General features: G+C 71.8%; 24 protein-coding genes. 5 read left to right on the top strand and 19 right to left on the bottom strand.

Annotated features, from left to right (window positions below):
* Window positions 1-8: 8 nt before the first annotated feature.
* A complete protein-coding gene (locus tag ACQXVK_RS11580) occupies window positions 9-800 on the bottom strand; it encodes a demethylmenaquinone methyltransferase (protein WP_430853642.1) in 792 nt (263 codons plus the stop codon).
* Between the two features lie 59 nt (window positions 801-859).
* On the opposite strand from ACQXVK_RS11580, the gene ACQXVK_RS11575 reads away from it, so the two are divergent.
* A complete protein-coding gene (locus ACQXVK_RS11575) occupies window positions 860-2119 on the top strand; it encodes an isochorismate synthase (protein WP_430853641.1) in 1260 nt (419 codons plus the stop codon).
* A gap of 73 nt (window positions 2120-2192) precedes the next feature.
* Here the strand turns inward: ACQXVK_RS11575 and menD are convergent, their stop codons facing one another.
* On the bottom strand, window positions 2193-3962 hold the full coding sequence (menD, locus tag ACQXVK_RS11570) for a 2-succinyl-5-enolpyruvyl-6-hydroxy-3-cyclohexene-1-carboxylic-acid synthase (RefSeq protein ID WP_430853640.1): 1770 nt from the start codon (window positions 3960-3962) through the stop codon (window positions 2193-2195).
* Window positions 3925-4311 carry a PLDc N-terminal domain-containing protein gene (locus ACQXVK_RS11565; RefSeq protein ID WP_022907202.1) on the bottom strand — a complete coding sequence of 129 codons (387 nt, stop codon included), beginning with the start codon at window positions 4309-4311 and terminating at the stop codon, window positions 3925-3927. Before ACQXVK_RS11565 ends, menD begins: the two co-directional genes overlap by 38 nt.
* Window positions 4312-4376: 65 nt before the next feature.
* On the opposite strand from ACQXVK_RS11565, the gene ACQXVK_RS11560 reads away from it, so the two are divergent.
* On the top strand, window positions 4377-4703 hold the full coding sequence (locus tag ACQXVK_RS11560; RefSeq protein WP_022907203.1) for a DUF4229 domain-containing protein: 327 nt from the start codon (window positions 4377-4379) through the stop codon (window positions 4701-4703).
* A gap of 10 nt (window positions 4704-4713) precedes the next feature.
* Here the strand turns inward: ACQXVK_RS11560 and ACQXVK_RS11555 are convergent, their stop codons facing one another.
* The 4 genes from ACQXVK_RS11555 to ACQXVK_RS11540 all read right to left on the bottom strand — a co-directional run bounded on the left by ACQXVK_RS11555 (window position 4714) and on the right by ACQXVK_RS11540 (window position 8363).
* Window positions 4714-5709, bottom strand: coding sequence for a 1,4-dihydroxy-2-naphthoate polyprenyltransferase (locus ACQXVK_RS11555; protein WP_416394666.1), 996 nt, complete (start codon window positions 5707-5709; stop codon window positions 4714-4716).
* A gap of 86 nt (window positions 5710-5795) precedes the next feature.
* The gene (locus ACQXVK_RS11550; RefSeq protein ID WP_430853639.1) at window positions 5796-6932 is read right to left on the bottom strand and encodes an AMP-binding protein; all 1137 of its coding nucleotides are present in this window, start codon (window positions 6930-6932) and stop codon (window positions 5796-5798) included.
* Entirely contained in the window at window positions 6932-7861 is a 930-nt protein-coding gene (locus tag ACQXVK_RS11545; RefSeq protein ID WP_022907206.1) for a 1,4-dihydroxy-2-naphthoyl-CoA synthase, read from the bottom strand. Before ACQXVK_RS11545 ends, ACQXVK_RS11550 begins: the two co-directional genes overlap by 1 nt.
* A gap of 22 nt (window positions 7862-7883) precedes the next feature.
* A complete protein-coding gene (locus ACQXVK_RS11540) occupies window positions 7884-8363 on the bottom strand; it encodes a hypothetical protein (protein WP_430853637.1) in 480 nt (159 codons plus the stop codon).
* Window positions 8364-8497: 134 nt separating this feature from the next.
* Between ACQXVK_RS11540 and ACQXVK_RS11535 the strand changes: the two genes are divergently transcribed.
* Window positions 8498-9478, top strand: a complete 981-nt coding sequence (locus ACQXVK_RS11535; RefSeq protein ID WP_430853636.1) for an o-succinylbenzoate synthase — start codon at window positions 8498-8500, stop codon at window positions 9476-9478.
* Window positions 9479-9559: 81 nt separating this feature from the next.
* On the opposite strand, the gene ccsB is transcribed toward ACQXVK_RS11535, so the two are convergent.
* From ccsB to ACQXVK_RS11505, 6 genes are all read right to left on the bottom strand, one after another.
* Window positions 9560-10549 (bottom strand): c-type cytochrome biogenesis protein CcsB, encoded by a 990-nt coding sequence (ccsB, locus tag ACQXVK_RS11530; protein WP_031262425.1) that lies wholly within the window; start codon window positions 10547-10549, stop codon window positions 9560-9562.
* A gap of 5 nt (window positions 10550-10554) precedes the next feature.
* On the bottom strand, window positions 10555-12219 hold the full coding sequence (resB, locus tag ACQXVK_RS11525) for a cytochrome c biogenesis protein ResB (RefSeq protein WP_430853776.1): 1665 nt from the start codon (window positions 12217-12219) through the stop codon (window positions 10555-10557).
* 79 nt (window positions 12220-12298) lie between these two features.
* Window positions 12299-12997: a cytochrome c biogenesis CcdA family protein gene (locus ACQXVK_RS11520; RefSeq protein WP_402269313.1), complete on the bottom strand. Its 699-nt coding sequence runs from the start codon at window positions 12995-12997 to the stop codon at window positions 12299-12301.
* Window positions 12998-13042: 45 nt separating this feature from the next.
* Complete coding sequence (locus ACQXVK_RS11515; protein ID WP_022908134.1) at window positions 13043-13657, bottom strand: TlpA family protein disulfide reductase; 615 nt, start codon at window positions 13655-13657, stop codon at window positions 13043-13045.
* A complete protein-coding gene (locus ACQXVK_RS11510; protein ID WP_022908133.1) occupies window positions 13654-14310 on the bottom strand; it encodes a histidine phosphatase family protein in 657 nt (218 codons plus the stop codon). The genes ACQXVK_RS11515 and ACQXVK_RS11510 overlap by 4 nt, the downstream gene beginning before the upstream one ends.
* 68 nt (window positions 14311-14378) lie before the next feature.
* Complete coding sequence (locus tag ACQXVK_RS11505; protein ID WP_430853635.1) at window positions 14379-15869, bottom strand: SulP family inorganic anion transporter; 1491 nt, start codon at window positions 15867-15869, stop codon at window positions 14379-14381.
* A 53-nt stretch (window positions 15870-15922) separates the two neighbouring features.
* Here ACQXVK_RS11505 and ACQXVK_RS11500 point away from each other — a divergent pair, with 53 nt between their 5' ends.
* Window positions 15923-16297, top strand: coding sequence for a MerR family transcriptional regulator (locus ACQXVK_RS11500; RefSeq protein WP_430853775.1), 375 nt, complete (start codon window positions 15923-15925; stop codon window positions 16295-16297).
* Window positions 16298-16471: 174 nt separating this feature from the next.
* Here ACQXVK_RS11500 and ACQXVK_RS11495 read toward each other — a convergent pair whose 3' ends face one another.
* Window positions 16472-16852 (bottom strand): hypothetical protein, encoded by a 381-nt coding sequence (locus tag ACQXVK_RS11495; protein ID WP_430853634.1) that lies wholly within the window; start codon window positions 16850-16852, stop codon window positions 16472-16474.
* A 173-nt stretch (window positions 16853-17025) separates the two neighbouring features.
* Here ACQXVK_RS11495 and aspS point away from each other — a divergent pair, with 173 nt between their 5' ends.
* A complete protein-coding gene (gene aspS, locus ACQXVK_RS11490) occupies window positions 17026-18366 on the top strand; it encodes an aspartate--tRNA(Asn) ligase (protein WP_430853632.1) in 1341 nt (446 codons plus the stop codon).
* A 117-nt stretch (window positions 18367-18483) separates the two neighbouring features.
* Here aspS and ACQXVK_RS11485 read toward each other — a convergent pair whose 3' ends face one another.
* The 5 genes from ACQXVK_RS11485 to ACQXVK_RS11465 all read right to left on the bottom strand — a co-directional run bounded on the left by ACQXVK_RS11485 (window position 18484) and on the right by ACQXVK_RS11465 (window position 20173).
* A complete protein-coding gene (locus tag ACQXVK_RS11485; RefSeq protein ID WP_022906573.1) occupies window positions 18484-18777 on the bottom strand; it encodes a Dabb family protein in 294 nt (97 codons plus the stop codon).
* Window positions 18774-19028 (bottom strand): glutaredoxin family protein, encoded by a 255-nt coding sequence (locus tag ACQXVK_RS11480; RefSeq protein ID WP_022906572.1) that lies wholly within the window; start codon window positions 19026-19028, stop codon window positions 18774-18776. Before ACQXVK_RS11480 ends, ACQXVK_RS11485 begins: the two co-directional genes overlap by 4 nt.
* A gap of 85 nt (window positions 19029-19113) precedes the next feature.
* On the bottom strand, window positions 19114-19212 hold the full coding sequence (locus ACQXVK_RS11475; protein ID WP_003792170.1) for a 30S ribosomal protein bS22: 99 nt from the start codon (window positions 19210-19212) through the stop codon (window positions 19114-19116).
* A 119-nt stretch (window positions 19213-19331) separates the two neighbouring features.
* Window positions 19332-19526 carry a helix-turn-helix domain-containing protein gene (locus tag ACQXVK_RS11470; protein WP_022902482.1) on the bottom strand — a complete coding sequence of 65 codons (195 nt, stop codon included), beginning with the start codon at window positions 19524-19526 and terminating at the stop codon, window positions 19332-19334.
* Window positions 19527-19657: 131 nt separating this feature from the next.
* On the bottom strand, window positions 19658-20173 hold the full coding sequence (locus tag ACQXVK_RS11465) for an ArsR/SmtB family transcription factor (RefSeq protein ID WP_083857910.1): 516 nt from the start codon (window positions 20171-20173) through the stop codon (window positions 19658-19660).
* Window positions 20174-20240 lie beyond the last annotated feature (67 nt).

Below are 20240 nucleotides of genomic sequence, written 5' to 3'. Positions count from 1 at the left end.
GGGACCGGTCAGGCGTCGGTCGGGTCGACGCTCGGCTGCTCACCGGTGTGCTGGTGCGCACGACGGGCCTTGGCGCGTCGTGCGACGGATTCACGGACCTCGCCCGCGACCGGCTTGCGACCACGGTGCAGTGCGACGATACCCGCCGTGAGGTTCCGGTAGGCGACGACCGAGAACCCGACGCCGCGCAGCCACTGGCTGAGGACCTGCTGGTCGGGCCACGCCTCGATCGACTCGGCCAGGTAGCGGTAGGCCGCCGGGTTGCTGCTGGACAGCCGGGCCACGCCCGGGAGCACGCGCTTGAGGTACGTGCCGTACCCCAAGCGGAGCAGCGCCAGCGGCGGCGTGGAGAACTCGCAGATGACGACGCGGCCGCCGGGCTTCAGGACCCGGAGCATCTCGCCGAGGGCCTGCATCGGGTCGTTCACGTTGCGCAGCCCGAAGGAGATCGTCACGGCGTCGAAGGTGTCGTCGTCGAAGGGCAGCTGCTCGGCGTTGCCCTCGACGAAGGTGATCTCGGGGTGGCGTTCACGACCGACGGCGATCATGCCGGCGGAGAGGTCGAGCGCCGTGACGTCGGCACCCTTCTTCGCGAACGCCGCCGCACTCGTGCCGGTCCCCGCGGCGATGTCCAGCACCTTCTCGCCGGGCTGGGGATCGACCGCGCGGACCGTCGCGACACGCCACAGCGGAGCGTTGCCCGCCGAGAGGATGTCGTTCGTGAGGTCGTACTTCGCGGCGACGTCGTCGAACATGGCCGCCACCTCGTCCGGCCGCTTGTTCAGGTCCGCTCTGCTCACCCACAACATCCTAGAGGTCGCGCCCGGACGTTCCCCGCGTGGCGCGTACGATCGGTGGCGTGACCCGAACCACCACGGCGGCCCCACCGCTGACGGTCTCGACCCGGATCCTCGACGATCCGGGCGCCGTCCTCCGCCACACCCTCCGGGACAGCCCGCTCGCGTTCGTCCGGAACGGCGACGGCATCGTCGGGATCGGCGAGGCGGTGCGGTGGACGTTCACCGGCCCGGACCGGATGCGCGAGGCCTCGGCGGCGTGGCGGTCGCTCGTGCAGGAGGCCGTCGTCGACGACCCCGTGCAGCTGCGCGGCACCGGACTCGTCGCCTTCGGGTCCTTCGCCTTCGCCGACGACTCGGCCGAGACGAGCGTGCTCATCGTCCCGCGCGTCGTGATCGGTCGGCGCCGTGGGAAGGCCTGGCTCACCGCCGTCGACACCACGCTCGCCCCGGAGCCCCTCGCCTTCACCCGCACCTCGGTGCCGGTCCCGCATGTCGGGCCGCACGTGTCCGTGACGCTCGGCCCCGGCGCCGTCGACGAGGACGCCTACGCCGCGAAGGTCGCCGACGCCGTCCGCCGGATCGCGGCCGGCGACGCCGAGAAGGTGGTGCTCGCGCGGGACCTCGTCGGGACGCTGCCCGACGGGGCCGATCGCCGGGCGATCCTGCTCGACCTCGCCGAGGCGTACCCGCAGTGCGTCACGTTCGCCGTCGACGGGATCGTCGGTGCCACACCGGAGACCCTCGCCCGGACCGACGGCACCCGGCTCTCGGCTCGCGTGCTCGCCGGCAGCGCGGCGCGCGGCACCGACCCGGTGTCCGACCGGGCCGCCGCCGAGGCCCTCGCCGCGAGCACGAAGGACGTCGAGGAGCACCGGTTCGCCATCCAGAGCCTGCTCGCCGCGCTCGCCCCGATCGCGTCCGAGCTGCGCGCCGACCCGGAGCCGTTCCGGTTGCAGCTGCCGAACCTGTGGCACCTCGCGACCGACGTGCAGGCCACGCTGCCCGTCGGGACGACCTCGCTCGACGTCGCGGACGCCCTGCACCCGACGGCTGCCGTCGCCGGGACCCCGACCGACGTGGCCGTCCGGCTCGTCGCCGAGCTCGAGGGAGTCGACCGCGGGCGCTACGCCGGACCGGTCGGCTGGCTCGGCGCCAACGGTGACGGCGAGTGGATGCTCGCCCTCCGGAGCGCACGGATCACCGAGGACGGCACCGTGCGGGCATGGGCGGGCGCGGGGATCGTCGCGGGCTCCGACCCGGCCCGCGAGGTCGCCGAGACGACCCTGAAGTTCCGCCCGGTCACCGACGCGCTCGCCTAGTCGGGCCAGGAGGCGCGGTGCCGACCCGGCACGTCGGCCGCCGCTCGACGCGGTGCCGGTCCGACAGGTCCGCTCAGTCGGCCAACGGCACCTCGATGACGACGCGCTCGGCGGGGTCCGTCAGCACCCGCTCGAGGTCGCCCCAGGTCTCGGCACGCCGGTACGTCCACCCGAGCCCGGTCACCACCGGTTCGACGTCGACGTGCTGCGGGGTGGTCATCATCCGGCGCATGTCGGCCTCCGGCGTGGTCGCCGCGACCTCGAGCCCGCGGAAGATCGCTCCCCCGCCGTCGTTCCCGACGACGACCTGCACGCGGTGCCGGTGCTCCTCGGTGCCGGTGACGAGCGCCCCGAGGTCGTGCAGGAGCGTCAGGTCGCCGAGCAGCACACGGGTGGTGCCGACCGAGGCCGTGGACCGTTCGAGGGCGGCGGCGATCCCCAGCGCGGTCGAGATCGTCCCGTCGATGCCCGCCAGCCCCCGGTTCGCGTGCACCCGGATCGCCTTGCCCGGGACGTGCCCGTCGGCGGCGCGGATGATCTGCGAGGCGCCGAGCACCAGGCGGTCGTGCGGCCAGGTCGCACCCCAGACGGCGTCCGCGAGCATCGTGCGGTCGACCGCGCGGCGGCGGAGCGCCACCTCGTCGCGGAGGAACTTGTTCCGCTCGGCACGGTCGCTGGACCGCTTGGCGTCGAGGTCGGGACCGGCGTCGCCCCCGCCGAGCAGCGCGCGGCTCGCGGAGACCCACCGGCCGACCCACGCACGGTGCTCCGGCCGGGTGCGGCCCGTCACGCGGACGTCGGACACGACGGTGGTCGCGGCGTCCGGCCGGGAGGCGCGGGCCGGGTCGTACGGGTCGGCCCCCGGTCCGCGGACCACGAACGTCTCGACGTCGGCGCGCTGCAGGAGGGCCGGGACCTCGCGGCTGAGGGTGGGGTGCCCGAGCACGACCGCGCGGCGGACCGCGCCGCCGAAGTCCGGGTCGCCGAGGAGCGCACGGTAGGCGACGACGAGGTTCCGCCCGAACCGCGCACCGCTCGACACCTCGGCGATGAGCGGCGCACCGAGCTCCCAGGCGATCCGTTCGGCGTCCGCCCCGGCGTCGTGCCCGGCGATGACGATGGTCGCGGGCTCGTCGTCCGGCGTGAGGTCGACCACGGGCAGACCCGTGTGCACCCGCCGGGTGGCGAAGGCGAGGTCGACCTCGTCGTCGGGCACCGGCTGGACCGCCCCCTCGCCGAGCCCGGCGGAGAGCGGCTCGCGGAACGCGACGTTGAGCTGCACCGGACCGGGCTGCCCCGTGTGCCCGGCGGCCGCGGCGACCACCTCGCGCACGAGTCCCCGGACGGCATCCGCGTCGACACCGGCGGCGGTCGGCGCCTCGACGTCGCGGACGACCGTGACGGCCGGTCCGAAGAGTCCGGGCTGGACGGTGGTCTGGTTGCTGCCGATCCCGCGGAGTTCGCCGGGCCGGTCCGCGCTCACGACGATCATCGGCACCCCGGAGTGGTGCGCCTCGAGCACCGCGGGGTGCAGATTCGCGACCGCCGTGCCCGAGGTCGTGACGACGGCAGCGGGACGACCGGACTCGACGGCGAGCCCGAGCGCGAAGAACCCGGCCGTGCGCTCGTCGAGCCGGACGTGCACGGTGGTGCCGCCGACCCGCTCGAGCGCGACGGCGGCGAGTGCGAGCGCCTGCGACCGGGAGCCGGGGCTCACCACGACGTCAGTCACACCGGCCCGGGCGAGCTCGGTCAGGAGCGCGACGGAGAAGTCGGTCGCGGGGCTGCCGGAACCCGCTGGACCGTCAGCGATCGGCGCGTCCGTCGTCGTCGCGGCGGTCACGGTCGGCGCGTCGTTCCCGCTCGCGGAACTGCTGTTCGAGGTCTCGGAGGGTCTCGTCGTCCTGGTCCTTGTCCGTGCGGTGCTGATCGGGGCCGCTGGGGCCGCCGAGGAAGTCCGGGTCGTCTTCGGGTCCACGGTACCCGGAGCCGCCGCCGGGACGGGTCGCCGGTGCCCGGCCGAGCAGGAACCAGAGGACGCCGCCGAGCACGGGCAGCACGATGACGAGGAGGACCCAGACGCCACGGCTGAGGGAACGGACACGTTCCCGGGGCATCGTGGCGCAGTCGATGGCCGCGTACACCGTGAACGCCACGGCGGCGACGACGACGATCAGCCACAGTCGGATCATGGCCGGGAGTCTAGGTCGGCAGCCTGTGGGGTCCCTGCCGGTTGCGCTTCCGTAGACTTGCGCAGGTGAAAGCGTGGCTCGTGTACACCCTGGCCCGCCTCGGCATCTTCGCCGCGGTGCTGGCACTGCTCCTGCTCCTGACGCCGATGACGGCGGCCTGGGCGACGATCGTCGCTGCGCTCGTGGCCCTGCTCATCTCGTACATCGCCCTGCCGAAGCTGCGCGGTCGCGTGACGGAGAGCCTGGCGAACCGCCGCCCGGCCCCGGAGCACGACGTCGACTCCGACTTCGAGGACGACTTCGTCGACGCGGCGGACACCGACCTACCGACCGGGCAGGCGGTCTCCGACGCCGACCGTCACGCGGCGCGCCGCGAGCACCGCGAGGGCTGATCCCCGCGCGCTACGGCTGCACGGCGAGCGTGATGCCGAGCACCACGCCGAACACCAGCGACGCGAACGACGAGAGCTGCAGTGCCGTGATGAGTTCCCGCGGCTTCCGCGACGACACCCCGATCGCGAGCGCCGGCAGGGCGAGCAGCAGCGAGAAGTACGTGAAGCCGGTGCGGAAGTAGAGCAGCACGAACCAGAGCAGCACCACGTAGGGCAGCATCAGGAACAGGCCGTAGAGCACGCGTGCGACGGGCCGCCCGACCACGACCGCGAGGGTGCGCTTGCCGGCGAGCTGGTCCTCGTCGATGTCGCGGATGTTGTTCACCATGAGCACCGCGCAGGCGAAGAACCCGGCGGCGATCGCTGCCGCCCAGCCGCTCGGGGTGACCTGGTCGATGAGCACGAACTGGGTGCCGAGCACGGCGACCAGGCCGAAGAAGACGAACACGAAGACCTCGCCGAGGGCGTTGTACCCGTAGGGCTTCTTGCCACCGGTGTAGAACCAGGCCGCGACGATGGCAGCGGCGCCGACGAGCAGGAGCCACCACAGCCCGGTGAGCAGCACGATGACGATCCCGGCGACGGCGGCGAGTCCGAAGAACGTCAGCGCGACGGTCAGCACGGTGCGGGGCTTCGCGAGCCCGGCACCCGTGAGTCGGGCCGGTCCGACGCGGAACTCGTCGGTGCCGCGCACCCCGTCGGAGTAGTCGTTGCTGTAGTTCACGCCGATCTGCAGGAAGAGGGCGACGAGCAGCGCGAGGATCGCGACCGGGAGGTGGTGGTCCTTGGCGATCCAGTCGCCGAAGTCACCCGCCTCGCCGCTGTCGACGAACCCGACGGTCGTGCCGAGCACCACGGGGACGACGCCGAGCGTCAGGGTGCGCAGACGTGCCCCGCCGATCCAGTCGCGGGCGGTCGCCCGGCGCTTCGTGCGCTGGGGTGCCGCGGCCTTCGCCGGGTTGCCGGAGCGGTTCCTGGACCGGTTCGTGTTCTTCGTGCGTGCCACGACCGTCCATGGTATCGGCGTCGGCCGTGCGTCCGGCACGTCCGTCCAGGAGGAACGGATCGCGCTCGGCGGTCGACCCGCGTCGGTCAGGCGGTGGGGTCGGCGATCGCCCGGACGGCCCGTCGGTCCGGCTTGCCGGACGCGAGCATCGGCAGGCGCTCGACGACGATGACCTCGTCCGGTCGCGCCGCACGCCCGAGGGCGTCGCCGACGGCGCGGCGGACGGCGTCGAGGTCGAGCGGCCGGTCGGTCACGACGACGGGCACCTCGCCCCACTCCCCCGAGGCCCGACGGGTCACGACGGCCTGTTCCTGCCCGTCGAGGCCGCGCACGATCCGCTCGACGGCGCCGAGCGGGACCTTCTCGCCGCCCGAGATCACGACGTCGTCGAGCCGGCCGAGCACGCGGACGACGCCGTCGACGAGCTCGGCGGCGTCCCCCGTCCGGTACCAGCGGTGTCCGTCCCGCTCGGTGAAGGTCCGGGCGGTGCGCGCGTCGTCGCCCAGGTAGCCGTCGGCGAGCATCGGCCCGGACAGCAGCAGCTCGCCGTCGTCGAGGTCGGTGCGGACCGTGCCGAACGGGACCCCGTCGTAGACGCACCCACCGCTCGTCTCGCTCGCGCCGTACGTCGTCACGATCGGGACGCCGGCGGACCGGGCACGGTCGCGGAGGGTCGGCGGTGTCGCCTGCCCGCCGACGAGGACGGCGTCGAAGCCGGCGAGGGCCCGGGTGGCCCGGTCGTCGTCGAGGATCCGGGCGAGCTGCACCGGGACGAGCGAGGTGTAGCGACGCGGGGCCGCGGGTCCGGTGGCGAGCCGGTCGGCGGCGTCCGCGAACGCCGCCGCCGTGAAGTGCCCGCCGGTGACGACGACGGGCGACGTCCCCGCGGTGATCGAGCGGGTCAGGACGTTGAGCCCCGCGATGTAGTGCACGGGCAGTGCGAGCACCCAGCCGCCCGGGCCGCCGAGCGCCGCGTCCGCGGCGGCGGCCCCGGCGAGGAGCGCCTCCGACGACAGCGCCACCCGCTTGCCGGTCCCGGTGGACCCGCTCGTCTCGACGACCAGCGCGACCCGCTGCGGGACGGTGGCCGGAGCCGGTGTCGGCAGCGCCGGGGCCGCGTCCGCGACCGGGAGCAGGGCGGGGCCGCCGGCGAGTGCCGCCTCCAGGCCGCGCAGCACGGCCGACGGGTCCGACGTGCCGGTCGCGACCAGCGGACGGGTCATCAGTAGTGCCAGGGGAACGCGGTCCACTCGGGGGCGCGCTTCTCGAGGAAGGAGTCGCGGCCCTCGACGGCCTCGTCGGTGCCGTAGGCGAGGCGCGTGGCCTCGCCGGCGAAGACCTGCTGCCCGACCATGCCGTCGTCGACGGCGTTGAAGGCGTACTTCAGCATCCGGATCGCGGTCGGCGACTTGCCGAGGACGATCTCGCCCCAGCGGATCGCCTCGCGCTCGAGGTCCGCGTGCGGGACGACGGCGTTCACGGCACCCATCTCGTACGCACGCTGGGCCGAGTACTCCTGGGCGAGGAAGAAGACCTCGCGCGCGAACTTCTGGCCGATCTGCTTGGCGTAGTAGGCGCTGCCGTACCCGCCGTCGAACGACCCGACGTCGGCGTCGGTCTGCTTGAACCGGCCGTGCTCGGCGCTCGCGATCGTGAGGTCGCAGATCGCGTGCAGCGAGTGGCCGCCGCCGGCCGCCCAACCCGGGACGACGGCGATGACGACCTTGGGCATCATCCGGATGAGCCGCTGGACCTCGAGGATGTGCAGCCGTCCCATCGACGCCTCGGCCGCGGCCGGGTCGACACCCTCGGGCGGAGCGCCCTCGTCACCGACGTACTGGTAGCCGCTGCGCCCGCGGATCCGCTGGTCGCCGCCGGAGCAGAACGCCCAGCCGCCGTCCTTCGGGCTCGGGCCGTTGCCGGTGAGCAGGACGACGCCGACGCGGGGGTCCTGCCGGGCGTCGTCGAGCGCGCGGTACAGCTCGTCGACGGTGCGCGGGCGGAAGGCGTTCCGCACCTCGGGCCGGTCGAAGGCCACCCGGACGATCCCCTTCGAGACGTGCTTGTGGTACGTGATGTCGGTGAACCGCTCCGCGATCGGAGCCGCGGTCCAGACGTCGGGGTCGAACAGGTCGGAGACTTCGGCAGCCATGCCCCAACGCTACCGCCGCGGGCTACAGCCCCGTGCCGCTGGTGGCGGCCGAACCGCCCATGTCGGTGAGCAGCTCCGGCGCCACGATCACGAGCAGCACGATGAGGATCACCGGGTTCGCGAAGAACGCCACGACGACCCCGACGGCGCCGTACCAGCGACCGAACGACCCGACCGCCGCCACGAAACCGAGCACGGCCGCGATGAGCGTGAGGAACACCACGACGAAGCAGATGCCGAACGCGAAGTCGGTGTCGCCGCCCATGAAGACCGCGAACGCACTCGCGTCGACCGCGGCCGAGACGACCGCGAGTCCCAGGGCGATCTTGCCGACCACCGGGTTGCGGCGCTTCCGCGCTCCCTGGGCCTGCTGCCGGACGTCGACGGTGTTGCGCTGCATGAGCCGGGCGAACTCGCCGGTGTCACGACCGGGTGGGTCGGCCCGCGCCGCGGAGGGTGCTGCGGATCGCTGCGACACACGCTGCTGCGGTTCCCGCGCCACAGGCCCTCCCTCGTCCTCGGTGCTCGTCCTGGCTGCTGCCGACCGTGGCCGACCGATGCATGCTAGTGCGCGGTGCTGGCGGTCCCCTCCGAGGAACCGTGGGGTGCCCTGGGTGCTCCTGGGATGATGGCCAGGTGCTCCCCGACCTCGCCGACCTCCGATCCGACGCGCACGTGATCGCCCTGCCGATGCGGGTGCGGTTCCGCGGCATCACGGTGCGCGAGGCACTGGTCCTGTGGGGCCCGGCGGGCTGGACCGAGTTCTCGCCCTTCGTCGAGTACGACGACACCGAGGCCGCGGCGTGGCTGCGGGCGGCCGTCGACTTCGGCTGGTCCGAGCACGACCCCGCCGCGGACAGCGTGCCGGTGAACGCGACGGTGCCGGCGATCGCACCGGACGCCGTCGCGGACCTGCTCGCGCGGTACCCGGGCTGCAGGACCGCCAAGGTCAAGGTCGCAGAGCCCGGCACGACGATCGACGACGACGTGGCTCGGGTGGCCGAGGTCCGTCGGGTGATGGGTCCCTCCGCCGCGGTCCGGGTCGATGCGAACGGCCTCTGGAGCGTCGACCAGGCCGTCGAGGCCCTCGAACGCCTCGCACCCCTCGACCTGCAGTACGCCGAGCAGCCGTGCCGGACCGTTCCCGAGCTCGCCCGGCTCCGGCAGCGGATCGCGGGCCTCGGCGTGCCGATCGCCGCCGACGAGAGCGTCCGCCGCGCCTCCGACCCGCTCGCCGTCGCCCGTGCCGGTGCCGCTGACGTCCTCGTCGTGAAGGCGCAGCCCCTCGGCGGGATCACCGCTGCCCAGGCGGTCGTCGCCGACGCCGGACTGCCCTGCGTGGTGTCGAGTGCGCTCGACACGTCCGTCGGGCTCGGGATGGGCGCGTTCCTCGCGGCACGTGCGATGTCGCCCGGGTACGCCGCCGGGCTCGGCACCGCGGCCATGTTCACCTCGGACGTCACGACCACGCCGCTGCTGCCGGTCGGTGGTCGCGTACCGGTGCGGCGGGCGGACGTCTCGCCAGAGCTGCTCGACCGGAACGCCGCGTCGCCGGAACGGACCGACTGGTGGTTCCGACGGCTCGAGCGGGTGCACGCCGTGCTCGCCGCCGCGTGACCGGACGACGGACGGGAGGCGCGGTGCCAGCTGGCACCGCGCCTCCCGTCCGCACGTGGTCGCGTCAGCGACCGGTGGTGATCAGAGCCCCGAGTAGCTGTGCAGGCCCTTGAAGAAGACGTTGACGACGGAGAAGTTGAACATCACCGCGGCGAAGCCGATGAGGGCCAGCCACGACGAGCGCGCACCGCGCCAGCCGCGGGTCGCCCGCGCGTGGATGTACCCGGCGTAGACCACCCAGATGATGAAGGTCCAGACCTCCTTGGTGTCCCACCCCCAGTACCGTCCCCAGGCTCGCTCGGCCCAGATCGCACCGGCGATGAGCGTGAAGGTCCAGAGGACGAAGCCGACGAGCAGGACGCGGTAGGTGAGGACCTCGAGGCGGTCGGCGTCCGGCAGTGTCTCCATGAAGCGGAGCTTGCCCGAGGCGGTGCGGCCCTGCCGGTACGTCTGCACGAGCTGCGCCACGGCGAGGCCGGCACCGAGGGCGAAGAAGCCCGTGCCGGCGATGGCCACGAACACGTGGATGACGAGCCAGTACGACTGCAGCGCGGGCTGCAGCGGGACCACGGGCACCCAGTAGTTCACGGTCGCGATGCCGAGCAGGATGATCGTCAGGCCGGTGATGAAGACGCCGAGGAACTTCAGGTTCTGCCAGAACTGCACGAGCAGGAAGATCAGGACGATCAGCGCCGTGCCGGTCAGCGAGAACTCGAACATGTTGCCCCACGGCACACGGTCGGCCGCGATGCCGCGCAGGACGACCGAGGCGACGTGCAGCACCAGCGCGAGGATCGTCATCGCCATGCCGACGCGCTCGAACTTCGTGCCGCGACGACCGGACGGTGCATCGGTGGTCGCGACCTTCTCGAGGACGACGGTGCCGCCCTGGACGGTCGCGACGGTCCGCTCCGCCTGGACCGCGGGGGCGCTGCTCGACGCGTCGGACGCCGCCGCCACGTTGCCGGCCCGCTTGGCCATGTCGAGGGCGAACGCGATGAACGCGATGACGTAGACCGCCATCGCGGAGTACGTCAGCACGACCGAGTAGGTCGCGAGGTTCGTGGTCATGTCGTTCACTGGGGCATCCTAACTCCGAGGTCCGACGTGTGGCGCTGGGCGATGTCCGCCACGGCACGTTCGAGGTTCGGGTCCTCGCCGCGGGCGAGGCCCGCGTACTCGAGGTCGAAGCCCGGTTCGACGCCGTCGCCCGCGCGGCGCTCCACGACCTTGACCCAGACCCGGCGACGCGGGACGAACAGCGAGGTGAGCAGGCCGAGCACGGACAGGACCGCGAACCCGCCGACCCACAGCTGCGACGGGTCGTGGTGGACGTCGAGCGAGACGTAGCGCTTGACGCCGTCGAACGTGATCGATCCGGCACCGTCCGGCAGCGTCTTGGTCTGCCCGGGCTTGAGCTCGACGCTCGCGGTCGTGGACTGCCGACCCGCGATCTGCTGCAGGCCGCTGGTGTCGAGCGTGTAGACGCTCTGCGGGACGCCGTCGTTCAGCCCGAGGTCACCCGTGTAGACCTGCAGGGTCAGCAGCGGGTTCTGGTCGTCGGGGTACGCGCTGGCGTAGGCGCCCGTCGAGAGCTTCGAGGCCGTCGGGTAGAAGAAGCCGACCATGCCGAGCTGGTCCGGCTTCGAGTCGGGGACCTTGATGACGCCGGTCGAGGTGTAGTTCGCGTCCTCCGGCAGGAACGGCACGGTGTCCTTGAAGGCCACGTTGCCGTCGCCGTCGCGCACCGTCACGTCCATCGCGTAGCCGTTGCCCAGCAGGTAGACGTTCGTGCCGCCCACGCTCACCGGGTCGTTGACGCCGAGGCGACTGGTCTTCTTCGCGCCGCCCTTCTGCTGGGTCGTCACGGTGGCCGAGTAGTCGAGTGCCTGCCCGAGGGCGTCGAGGTTCCGCTCCTCGTACTTCGTGACGAACTTGTCGAGCGTGAAGTTGTAGCCCTGCAGGTCGGTCTGCCGGAACCAGCGACCGGGGTTGAACGAGTCGTACGAGCCGAGCACGTTCGAGAACGTCTGCCCCTCGACCAGCAGGCGCTGACCGGTGTAGCCGAAGCCACCGCCGACGCCCACCGCGAGCAGCACGCCGACGAGCGCCGCGTGGAACACCAGGTTGCCGGTCTCGCGCAGGTACCCGCGCTCGGCGCTCACCGAGTCGCCGAACCGTTCGACGCGGTAGCCGGAACGCTTGAGGATCGCCATCGCGCGGGTGACGGCGTGCTCCGGGGTGACGCCCACGCCGTCGACGGCGACCGAGCGGTAGCCGGCCAGACGGCTCAGACGGACCGGGGTCTTCGGCGGGCGGGTGCGGAGCGCCTGCCAGTGGTGCTTCGTGCGCGGGACGATGCACCCGATCAGGGAGACGAAGAGCAGCAGGTAGATCGCCGAGAACCACACCGAGGTGTAGGTGTCGAAGACCTGCAGCTTGTCGAGCACCGGGAAGAGCTGCGGGTGGTCGGACTTGTACTGCACGACGCCGTTGGGGTCGGCCGTGCGCTGCGGGACGAGCGAGCCCGGGATCGCCGCGAGGGCGAGCAGCATGAGCAGGAACAGCGCCGTGCGCATGCTCGTGAGCTGTCGCCAGAAGAAGCGGAGGTACCCGAGCGGTCCGAGCTTCGGCTGGTTCACACCGGCGTCGCCCGAGCCACCTGCGGCGGCCTCGGGGCCGGACCCGTCGACGTGGTCCGACGGTCGCTGGGGGTCCGCCGAGGTGTCGGTGGCGTCGATGTCGGGTTCGGGCCGCGAGGACGTTCCGGCGTCGATGTCGGGTTCCGGCCGCGACGACGCTCCGGTGTCGGGGGACGGTTCAGACTGCCGGGACAAAGGTCTGGATCACCGCCCCGACGCTCGACATGACGGCCGACCAGATGCCGGTGACCATGAGCAGACCGATGACGATCAGGATCGCTCCTCCGATGATGTTGACGATGCGCATGTGGCGCTTCACGACACGGATCGCGCCCGTGGCCCAGCCGGCGCCGAGCGCGACGAGGACGAACGGGATGCCGAGCCCGAGGCAGTACGCGACGCCGAGCCACATGCCCTGCCAGGCACTGCCCGACTGCACGCTGAGCAGGTTGATCGCGGCGAGGGTCGGGCCGAGGCACGGCGTCCAGCCGAGGCCGAAGACGATGCCGAGCAACGGCGCGCCGACGAGGCCGGTCGCGGGGGTCCAGCCGGGCTTGATCGTGCGCTGCAGGAACGTGAAGCGCCCGACGAACACGAGACCCATCGCGATCACGACGACGCCGAGGACCTGCGTGATGAGGTCACGCCACCGCACGAGCCAGAAGCCGAGCGCGCCGAAGACCGTCGTGTACGCCACGAAGACCGCGGTGAAGCCGAGGATGAACAGCAGCACCCCGAGCACGACACGACCCCGTCGCTGCCCGCCCTCGGCGACGCCGCCGACGTAGCCGAGGTACCCCGGCACGAGGGGCAGTACGCACGGGGACAGGAACGACACGAGGCCGGCGAGGGCCGCGACGGGGAGCGCCACGGCCATCTGCCCGCTGAGGATCGCGTCGGCGAAGGGGTTGCTGGACACGGGTCAGGAGGCCTTGCCCGACAACTCGTCGGAGACGAGCGTGTTGAGGATGCCCGGGCCGTCGACCGCACCGAGCACACGCGCGGCGACGCGGCCCTGCTTGTCGAGGACGATCGTCGCGGGGACCGCGTTCGGGGCGATCTGCCCGGAGAGCGCGAGCTGCATGGTGCCGGTCTGCTGGTCGAGCACGGTCGGGTAGTCGACCTTGAAGGTGCGCTCGAACGCCTCGGCGGTGCCCTGCTCGTCGCGCACGTTCACGCCGATGAACTGGACGTCCTTGCCCTGGAACTGGTCGTGGACCGTGTTGAGGTACTTGGCCTCGGCTCGGCACGGCGGGCAGCCGGCGTACCAGAAGTTCAGGACGACGACCTTGCCCTTGAGCTCCTTGGAGGACAGGGTCTGGCCGTCGATGTCCTTCGCGCGGAAGTCCACCGCGTCGGTGCGCTTGTCGGTGGCGACCTCGGTCACCGCGCCGTTGCCCGAGATGTAGTTCTGGGTCGTCCCGCTGCCGTACTGCTTCGACAGCGAGTCGTTGTCGGACGAGCACCCCGTGAGGACGAGGGCTGCCGCGACCGCCGTCGCCGCGAGGGCCGCGAGCCGCTTCCTGCTGCTGATCACACTGCTCCTTCGTCGATCGCGGTCGCGCGCAACGCCTGCGCCGGATCCGCGTACCCGACCTCGGTGAACCGACCGGACGAGGTGGCGGGCACACGCTCGACGGTGGTGATGCTCGAGAGGTCGCAGCGTCGCTTCCTCGGGTCGTGCCAGAGCTGCTCGCCGGCGAGGCGCCGGTGCACCATCCAGATCGGCAGCTGGTGGCTGACGAGGACGACGTCGCCCTCGTCGACGCTCTCCCACGCCGTCGCGATCGCGGCGACCATGCGGTTCGCGATGGACTCGTACGCCTCGCCCCAGCTCGGCCGGAACGGGTTCGCGATCCACGGCCACTCGGCCGGACGCGCCAACGAGCGCTTCGTGAAGCCCGGGGGCTGACCCTCGTACCGGTTCGTCGGCTCGATGAGCCGCTCGTCGAGGGCGACGTCGAGCCCGTAGGCCTCGGCCCAGGGCGCCGCGGACTCCTGCGTGCGCTGCAGGGGCGACGCGACGATGCGGCGGACGTCGACACCGGCGTCCTTCCACGCGATCGCGGAGGCGCTGGCCATCTGCTTGCCGAGGTCGCTCAGTCCGAAACCGGGGAGTCGCCCGTAGAGCACACGGTCCGGGTTGTGCACCTCGCCGTGACGGACGAGGTGGATTCGGGTCGCGGGCATGGGTTCCAGTGTAGGTCGCCCAGCCGTTCCCACCGGCCGCACAGGGGATTCACCGGATGCGGAACCACTCAGCCCAGTTCGCCGGACAGCCGCCCGTGGATCGCCGTGGACCCGGTGTTGAGGTGCACCACCTCGACGCTCGACCCGTGCTTGGCGAAGCGCTGCTCGACGCCGTCGAGGGCCGCCACCGTGCTGGCGTCGAAGACGCGCGCGTCGGACATGTCGATGACCACGTGCTCCGGGTCCTCGGCGTAGGAGAACCGGGTGACGAGGTCGTTCGAGGACGCGAAGAACAGCGCTCCACGGACCCGGTACCGGACCGTGTGCTCGTCGACGACCTCGCGCGCGACGCTCACGACGTGTGCTGCCCGCCGGGCGAAGACGAGCGCCGCGACGACCACCCCGACGAGCACGCCGGTCGCGAGGTTGTCGGTCACGACGACGACCACGACCGTGATGACCATCACCGCGGTCTCGCCGAGCGGCATCCGGCGGAGGGTGCGGGGCCGGATGCTGTGCCAGTCGAACGTCGCGACGCAGACCATGATCATCACCGCGGTGAGCGCGGCCATCGGGATCTCGGCCACGACGTCGTGCAGGACGATCGTCAGCACGAGCACCGACGCTCCGGCGGCGAAGGTCGAGATGCGCGTCCTGGCCCCCGCCGTCTTCACATTGATCACGGTCTGGCCGATCATCGCGCACCCGCCGGTCCCGCCGAAGAAGGCGGAGGCGACGTTCGCGATGCCCTGCCCCCAGGACTCCCGCCACTTGCTCGACCCGGTCTCGGTGATCGAGTCGACGAGCTGGGCGGTGAGCAGCGTCTCGATCAGGCCCACGATCGCCACCCCGAACGCGTACGGCGCGATGATCTGCAGCGTCTCCAGCGAGAACGGCGTTGTGATCCCGTTGAACCCCGGCAGCGCCGTCGGCAGCGCGCCCTCGTCGCCGACCGTCGGCACGGCGACGCCGAACAGGATGGTGATCGCGGTGATCACGACCACCGCGACGAGCGGCGCGGGGACCGCCTTCGTGAGGAACGGGAACCCGATGATGACGGCGACGCCGAGGGCCGTCAGCGCCCAGACGACCGGCGGCACGTCGGGGCCGAACAGGTTCGGGAGCTGGGCGGTGAAGATGAGGATGGCCAGGGCGTTCACGAACGCGACGTTGACGCTCCGCGGGATGAACCGCATCAGCCGCGCGACGCCGAGGAAGCCGAGCACGATCTGGACGAGGCCGCCGAGGACGATCGTCGGGACGAGGTAGGCGATCCCGTGGTCACGCACGAGCGGCGCGATCACGAGGGCGACCGACCCCGCCGCGGCGGAGATCATCGCCGGACGACCGCCCACGATCGAGATCACGACGGCGATGACGACGCTGGAGAACAGCCCCACCGCCGGGTCGACGCCGGCGACGACCGAGAACGAGATCGCCTCGGGGATGAGGGCGAGCGCGGTGACGACCCCGGCGAGGACCTCGCGCGTGAGGAGACGGGGCGAGCGCAGGGCGCTGAGGACGCTGGGCGCGGAGGGAGCGTGGGTGATCACGGACATCGCTCAGAACCCTACCCTCGCGTGAGGGTAGGGTCGTCGCCGTGAGCAGCACCATGCACATCGGGGAACTGGCCGAACGCGCCGGGATGTCCCTCCGCACGATCCGGCACTACGACGAGGTCGGCCTGCTCGTGCCGAGCGGTCGGACGACCGGCGGGTTCCGTGTCTACACGGACGAGGACCTGGAGCGGCTGCTCGTGATCCGGCGGATGAAGCCGCTGGGCTTCACCCTGGACGAGATGGCCGAGCTGCTCCGGGTCGTCGAGGGACTCGCCGACCAGGACCCGGAGCACGCACCAGCGCTCGCGGCGCGGCTCGACGAGTTCCTGGCCGATGCACGAGCGCGGCACGCGAAGCTCGTCGAGCGTGCGGGCATGGCCGAGGAGTTCATCGGCACGCTCGGCACCCTGCGCGCCTCACTCCTGTGACAGCTCCCCCGCCTCGCCTGTGACAGCTCCCCCGCCTCGATGAGCCGCCTGCGCTCGCGACGCGCAGCACGGGTCTCCTCGATGAAACGGATCACGTCGTCGTGCATCTCGATGAGCCGACGAGCCTTCCACGGACGAAACCGGTACCGCTGGCGGACCTCCTGCCGCCACTCCTCACGCCGCCGTTCGATGAGCACCTTGACCGGGTCGCGCGCCGCCATCGTCTTCCCCTCCCGTGATGCGTTCGAGCACGATCGTGCCGAACGCGGCGTCGTGATCGCGAAGGATCTGCATGTTGGACATCGCTCTGGCGCTCGCGAGCCCGACCTCGCTCCGAACCACGTCCCCGTCGCACGCCTGGTCGACCGTCCACACGAATCGCGACCACGCTCGATCCCGCTCCTCACGCGCGACGTCCGGCCGCCACCGCAACACCGCCCACAGGCCGCCGACCAACCCTGCGATCGCGGTCAGCGCGACGGCCGGCGCCGCCGCGACCACCGTCGCCACCGCCGCAGGCGGCCACGCCGCGAGCCCCTCGACCCCTGCGGCCATGCGGGGCCTCCCTCCAGCTCGCGACCCGGCCACGTCGAGAACGCTACGGAACGCCGGGGGCGAACCGCGCCTCCGGGCCCGCCCTGTGGACGCCGCCGGACGGAAGCCGACCTGTGGAGGGACGACCGCACCCGACGACGGCGCCCGAGGCGCACCCGGTAGACTCGACCACCGTGATCGAACGCACCCGCATCGCCGACCTCGCCGCACGCCCCGACGGCCCCGTGTCCGTCGCCGGATGGGTGGAAACCGTCCGAGACCAGAAGAAGGTGCAGTTCGTCGTCCTCCGTGACGAGTCCGGCGCCGCACAGCTCGTCAACCCCGCCACGCGCGAAGCGGTCGACGGCGACGACGCCTCCGCCGCCGCGCTGGCGACGACCGAGGCCATCTCCGGCCTCGCCCACGGCACCTTCGTGCACGTGCAGGGCACCCTGAAGCACGACGAGCGCGTCAAGCTCGGCGGGCTCGAGGTCAAGGTCGGCGAGCTGACCGTCGTCAGCGCCGCCATCCCCGAGACTCCCATCGCGGACGACTCCTCGCTGGACAAGCGGCTCGACTGGCGCTTCCTCGACCTGCGCAACCGCAAGCAGAACCTCACCTTCCGCATCCAGACGACGATGGAGCACGCGTTCCGCACGTACTGGGTGGAGCGCGACTACATCGAGATCCACACCCCGAAGCTGATGGCCTCGGCGTCGGAGTCCCGTGCCGAGCTCTTCCAGCTCGAGTACTTCGAGACGACCGCGTACCTCGCGCAGTCGCCGCAGAACTTCAAGCAGATGGCGCAGCCGGCCGGCTTCGGCGCGGTGTTCGAGATCGCGGACGCCTTCCGCGCGGACCCGTCGTTCACGAGCCGCCACGCGACCGAGTTCACGAGCGTCGACGCCGAGATCTCCTGGGTCGAGTCGCACGAGGACGTCATGGCGATGCACGAGGAGCTCCTCGTCGCCGGCTTCACCGCCGTCAAGGAGAAGTACGGCGCGGAGATCGAGGAGGTCTTCGGCTTCGAGTTCGTCGTGCCGACCGCCCCGTTCCCCCGCGTGACCCTGGCCGAGGCCCGGAAGATCGTGGCCGACAGCGGCTACGAGGTCGTCCGTGCCGACGGTGACCTCGACCCCGAGGGCGAGCGTCGCGTGAGCGCCTGGGCGAAGGAGACGCACGGCTCCGAGTTCGTCTTCGTCACCGACTACGACGCCTCGATCCGGCCGTACTACCACATGCGTCACGCCGACGACCCGACGCTCACGAACAGCTACGACCTGCTGTTCAACGGTGCCGAGATCTCGACGGGTGCGCAGCGCGAGCACCGCGTGGACACCCTCGAGGCGCAGGCCGTCGAGAAGGGCCTCGACCCCGAGGAGCTCGGCTGGTACCTCGACTTCTTCCGCTACGGCGTGCCGCCGCACGGCGGGTTCGGCATGGGCCTGGCGCGCGTGCTCATGCTCGCGCTGCACGAGCCGTCCATCCGCGAGGTCACGTACCTGTTCCGCGGCCCGACGCGCCTCACGCCGTAGGCCCCCGCACTTCGTGTGCAGAAATGGTCGCTTCCCGAGTCGGGAGGCGACCATTTCTGCTCACGAAGCGAGCGCGGCGCGCGAGCGCGGCGCGCGGCGCGGGCCCGGAGGCGCGGCTCAGCTCTGCCAGTCGATGGCCGCCCGCCCCGAGACGAGGCCGCGGATCTCCGCTGCCGCGGCCTGGTGGTCGGGGTGCACCTGGTAGTCGTCGAGCCCGGCGAGGTCGTCGAAGGTGGCCACGACGGCGAGGTCGCTGTTCTTCTCGGGGTAGGCGACGTTCTCGACGACCTCGAGCGACCGGATCGACGGCACGGTGTCGACGAGGGCCGTGAGGAGTTCGCGGACGCGGGCGATCGAGGCGTCGCGGTCGACGTCCTCGCGCAGGGTCCAGGAGACGACGTGGTGGATCATGCGCGGGCCTCGGCCTTCTCGAGGGCACGGTGGAGCCGGTCGGCGTCGACGTGCCAGTTGCTGTGGACACGCCCGTCGACCAGGACGACGGGGATGTCCTCTGCGTACTCCTCGCGGAGGGCGTCGTCGTCGAGGATGGAGCGCTCCTGCAGGGTCGTCCCGGGGTGTTCCGCCACGACGCGTTCGACGACCGGCCGGGCGTCGTCGCAGAGGTGGCAGCCGGGCTTCGTCAACAGGGTCACGGCGGGCATGGGACCACCCTAACCGTCCTCGCCGCACCGCCCCCGGACACACGAAAGCCCCGGCGAACCGGGGCTTCGGGTGCAAGTACTGGACTTACTTCTTGTTGCGACGCTGGTGGCGCGTCTTGCGAAGCAGCTTGCGGTGCTTCTTCTTCGCCATGCGCTTGCGGCGCTTCTTGATGACAGAACCCATAACGGACCTCACTCGGACTGATGTTGTGTGGACACCGGGCCAACGAGACCGCGGAAAAACAACCCCGCCGAGTCTAGCGGAGCGCTGACGCGATGTCGAACGGCGCGGTTCGGACCCGCCTAGCCGACGTCGGCGATGCCGCCGCGCAGGACATCCGCCACGGCGGACTCCGGGACGCGGAAGGACCGGCCGAAGCGGATGGCGGGGAGTTCTCCCGCGTGGACCATGCGGTAGACGGTCATCTTGGAGACGCGCATCATCTCGGCGACCTCAGCGACGGTGAGGAAGCGCACGTCGTCGAAACTGCCGGTCATGGTCCGCCTTCGGGATGTTCGGTGTGACCTGTGTGGTCACTGGCAACTGTAGGGGCCGGTGCGACCCGGTGTCCAGGGAGGACACAGGCCCGGTCACCCCGCCGGACCCGGTCGCCGTCGCCCCGCCGGACTCAGTCCTCGTCGCCCCGCCGGGTGAACCGCTTGCGGCTCCGGTCGACGACCCGTTCCCAGCCCTGCTGCGCACCGGACAGGGCCGCGGTCGCGCGGTACGACGCCTCGGCCATAACCCGGCCGAGCTCGGTGCCGACCTCGACGGTGGCCTTGCCCGCCGCGCCCGAGCGCCGGACCGAGACCGGCTGCCCGTCGAGCGTCCAGGCCGTGGTGGCCGGGGTGCCGTCGGCGTCCACCGCGCCGGTGAACGGCAGGACCCACTCCTCGATGCCGACGAGCGGTTCCGGGTCGAGCCGGTAGTAGCGGTGCTGCCCCTCTTCGCGGCTGGTGACGAGACCGATGTCGCGGAGCACGCGGAGGTGCTTCGACACGGTCGGCTGGCTGACGCCCAGGCGTTCGACGAGCTGGCCGACGCTGAGTTCGCCGCCGGTGACGTCGGAACCGTACGCGGACAGGAGCGTCCCGAGCAGCTCACGCCTGGTGGGGTCCGCCACGACGCTGAAGATGTCGGCCATGCAGCAAGGCTAGCCGGGGCGTCACGGATGTACCATGACGAACCGTCCTGCCCATGTCCACGGAGGC

Origin of the sequence: Curtobacterium sp. AB451, from assembly GCF_050585845.1 — a bacterium.
Classification (GTDB): Bacteria; Actinomycetota; Actinomycetes; order Actinomycetales; family Microbacteriaceae; genus Curtobacterium.
The sequence above is the reverse complement of the archived record's forward strand: the minus strand, read 5'-3'. Positions and strand labels throughout refer to the sequence as shown.

Coding starts and splice junctions, on each gene's coding strand:
- ACQXVK_RS11520 (WP_402269313.1), bottom strand. CDS start 12,997: ATGGCCGTGGCGCTCCCCGTCGCGGCCCTCGCCGGCCTCGTGTCGTTC.
- ACQXVK_RS11500 (WP_430853775.1), top strand. CDS start 15,923: ATGCACATCGGGGAACTGGCCGAACGCGCCGGGATGTCCCTCCGCACG.
- ACQXVK_RS11470 (WP_022902482.1), bottom strand. CDS start 19,526: ATGACCGGCAGTTTCGACGACGTGCGCTTCCTCACCGTCGCTGAGGTC.
- ACQXVK_RS11550 (WP_430853639.1), bottom strand. CDS start 6,932: ATGACCCGTCCGCTGGTCGCGACCGGCACGTCGGACCCGTCGGCCGTG.
- ACQXVK_RS11465 (WP_083857910.1), bottom strand. CDS start 20,173: ATGGCCGACATCTTCAGCGTCGTGGCGGACCCCACCAGGCGTGAGCTG.
- ACQXVK_RS11475 (WP_003792170.1), bottom strand. CDS start 19,212: ATGGGTTCTGTCATCAAGAAGCGCCGCAAGCGCATGGCGAAGAAGAAG.
- ccsB (WP_031262425.1), bottom strand. CDS start 10,549: ATGACCACGAACCTCGCGACCTACTCGGTCGTGCTGACGTACTCCGCG.
- ACQXVK_RS11485 (WP_022906573.1), bottom strand. CDS start 18,777: ATGATCCACCACGTCGTCTCCTGGACCCTGCGCGAGGACGTCGACCGC.
- ACQXVK_RS11505 (WP_430853635.1), bottom strand. CDS start 15,869: ATGTCCGTGATCACCCACGCTCCCTCCGCGCCCAGCGTCCTCAGCGCC.
- ACQXVK_RS11495 (WP_430853634.1), bottom strand. CDS start 16,852: ATGGCCGCAGGGGTCGAGGGGCTCGCGGCGTGGCCGCCTGCGGCGGTG.
- ACQXVK_RS11565 (WP_022907202.1), bottom strand. CDS start 4,311: ATGATCCGACTGTGGCTGATCGTCGTCGTCGCCGCCGTGGCGTTCACG.
- ACQXVK_RS11510 (WP_022908133.1), bottom strand. CDS start 14,310: ATGCCCGCGACCCGAATCCACCTCGTCCGTCACGGCGAGGTGCACAAC.
- ACQXVK_RS11545 (WP_022907206.1), bottom strand. CDS start 7,861: ATGGCTGCCGAAGTCTCCGACCTGTTCGACCCCGACGTCTGGACCGCG.
- ACQXVK_RS11480 (WP_022906572.1), bottom strand. CDS start 19,028: ATGCCCGCCGTGACCCTGTTGACGAAGCCCGGCTGCCACCTCTGCGAC.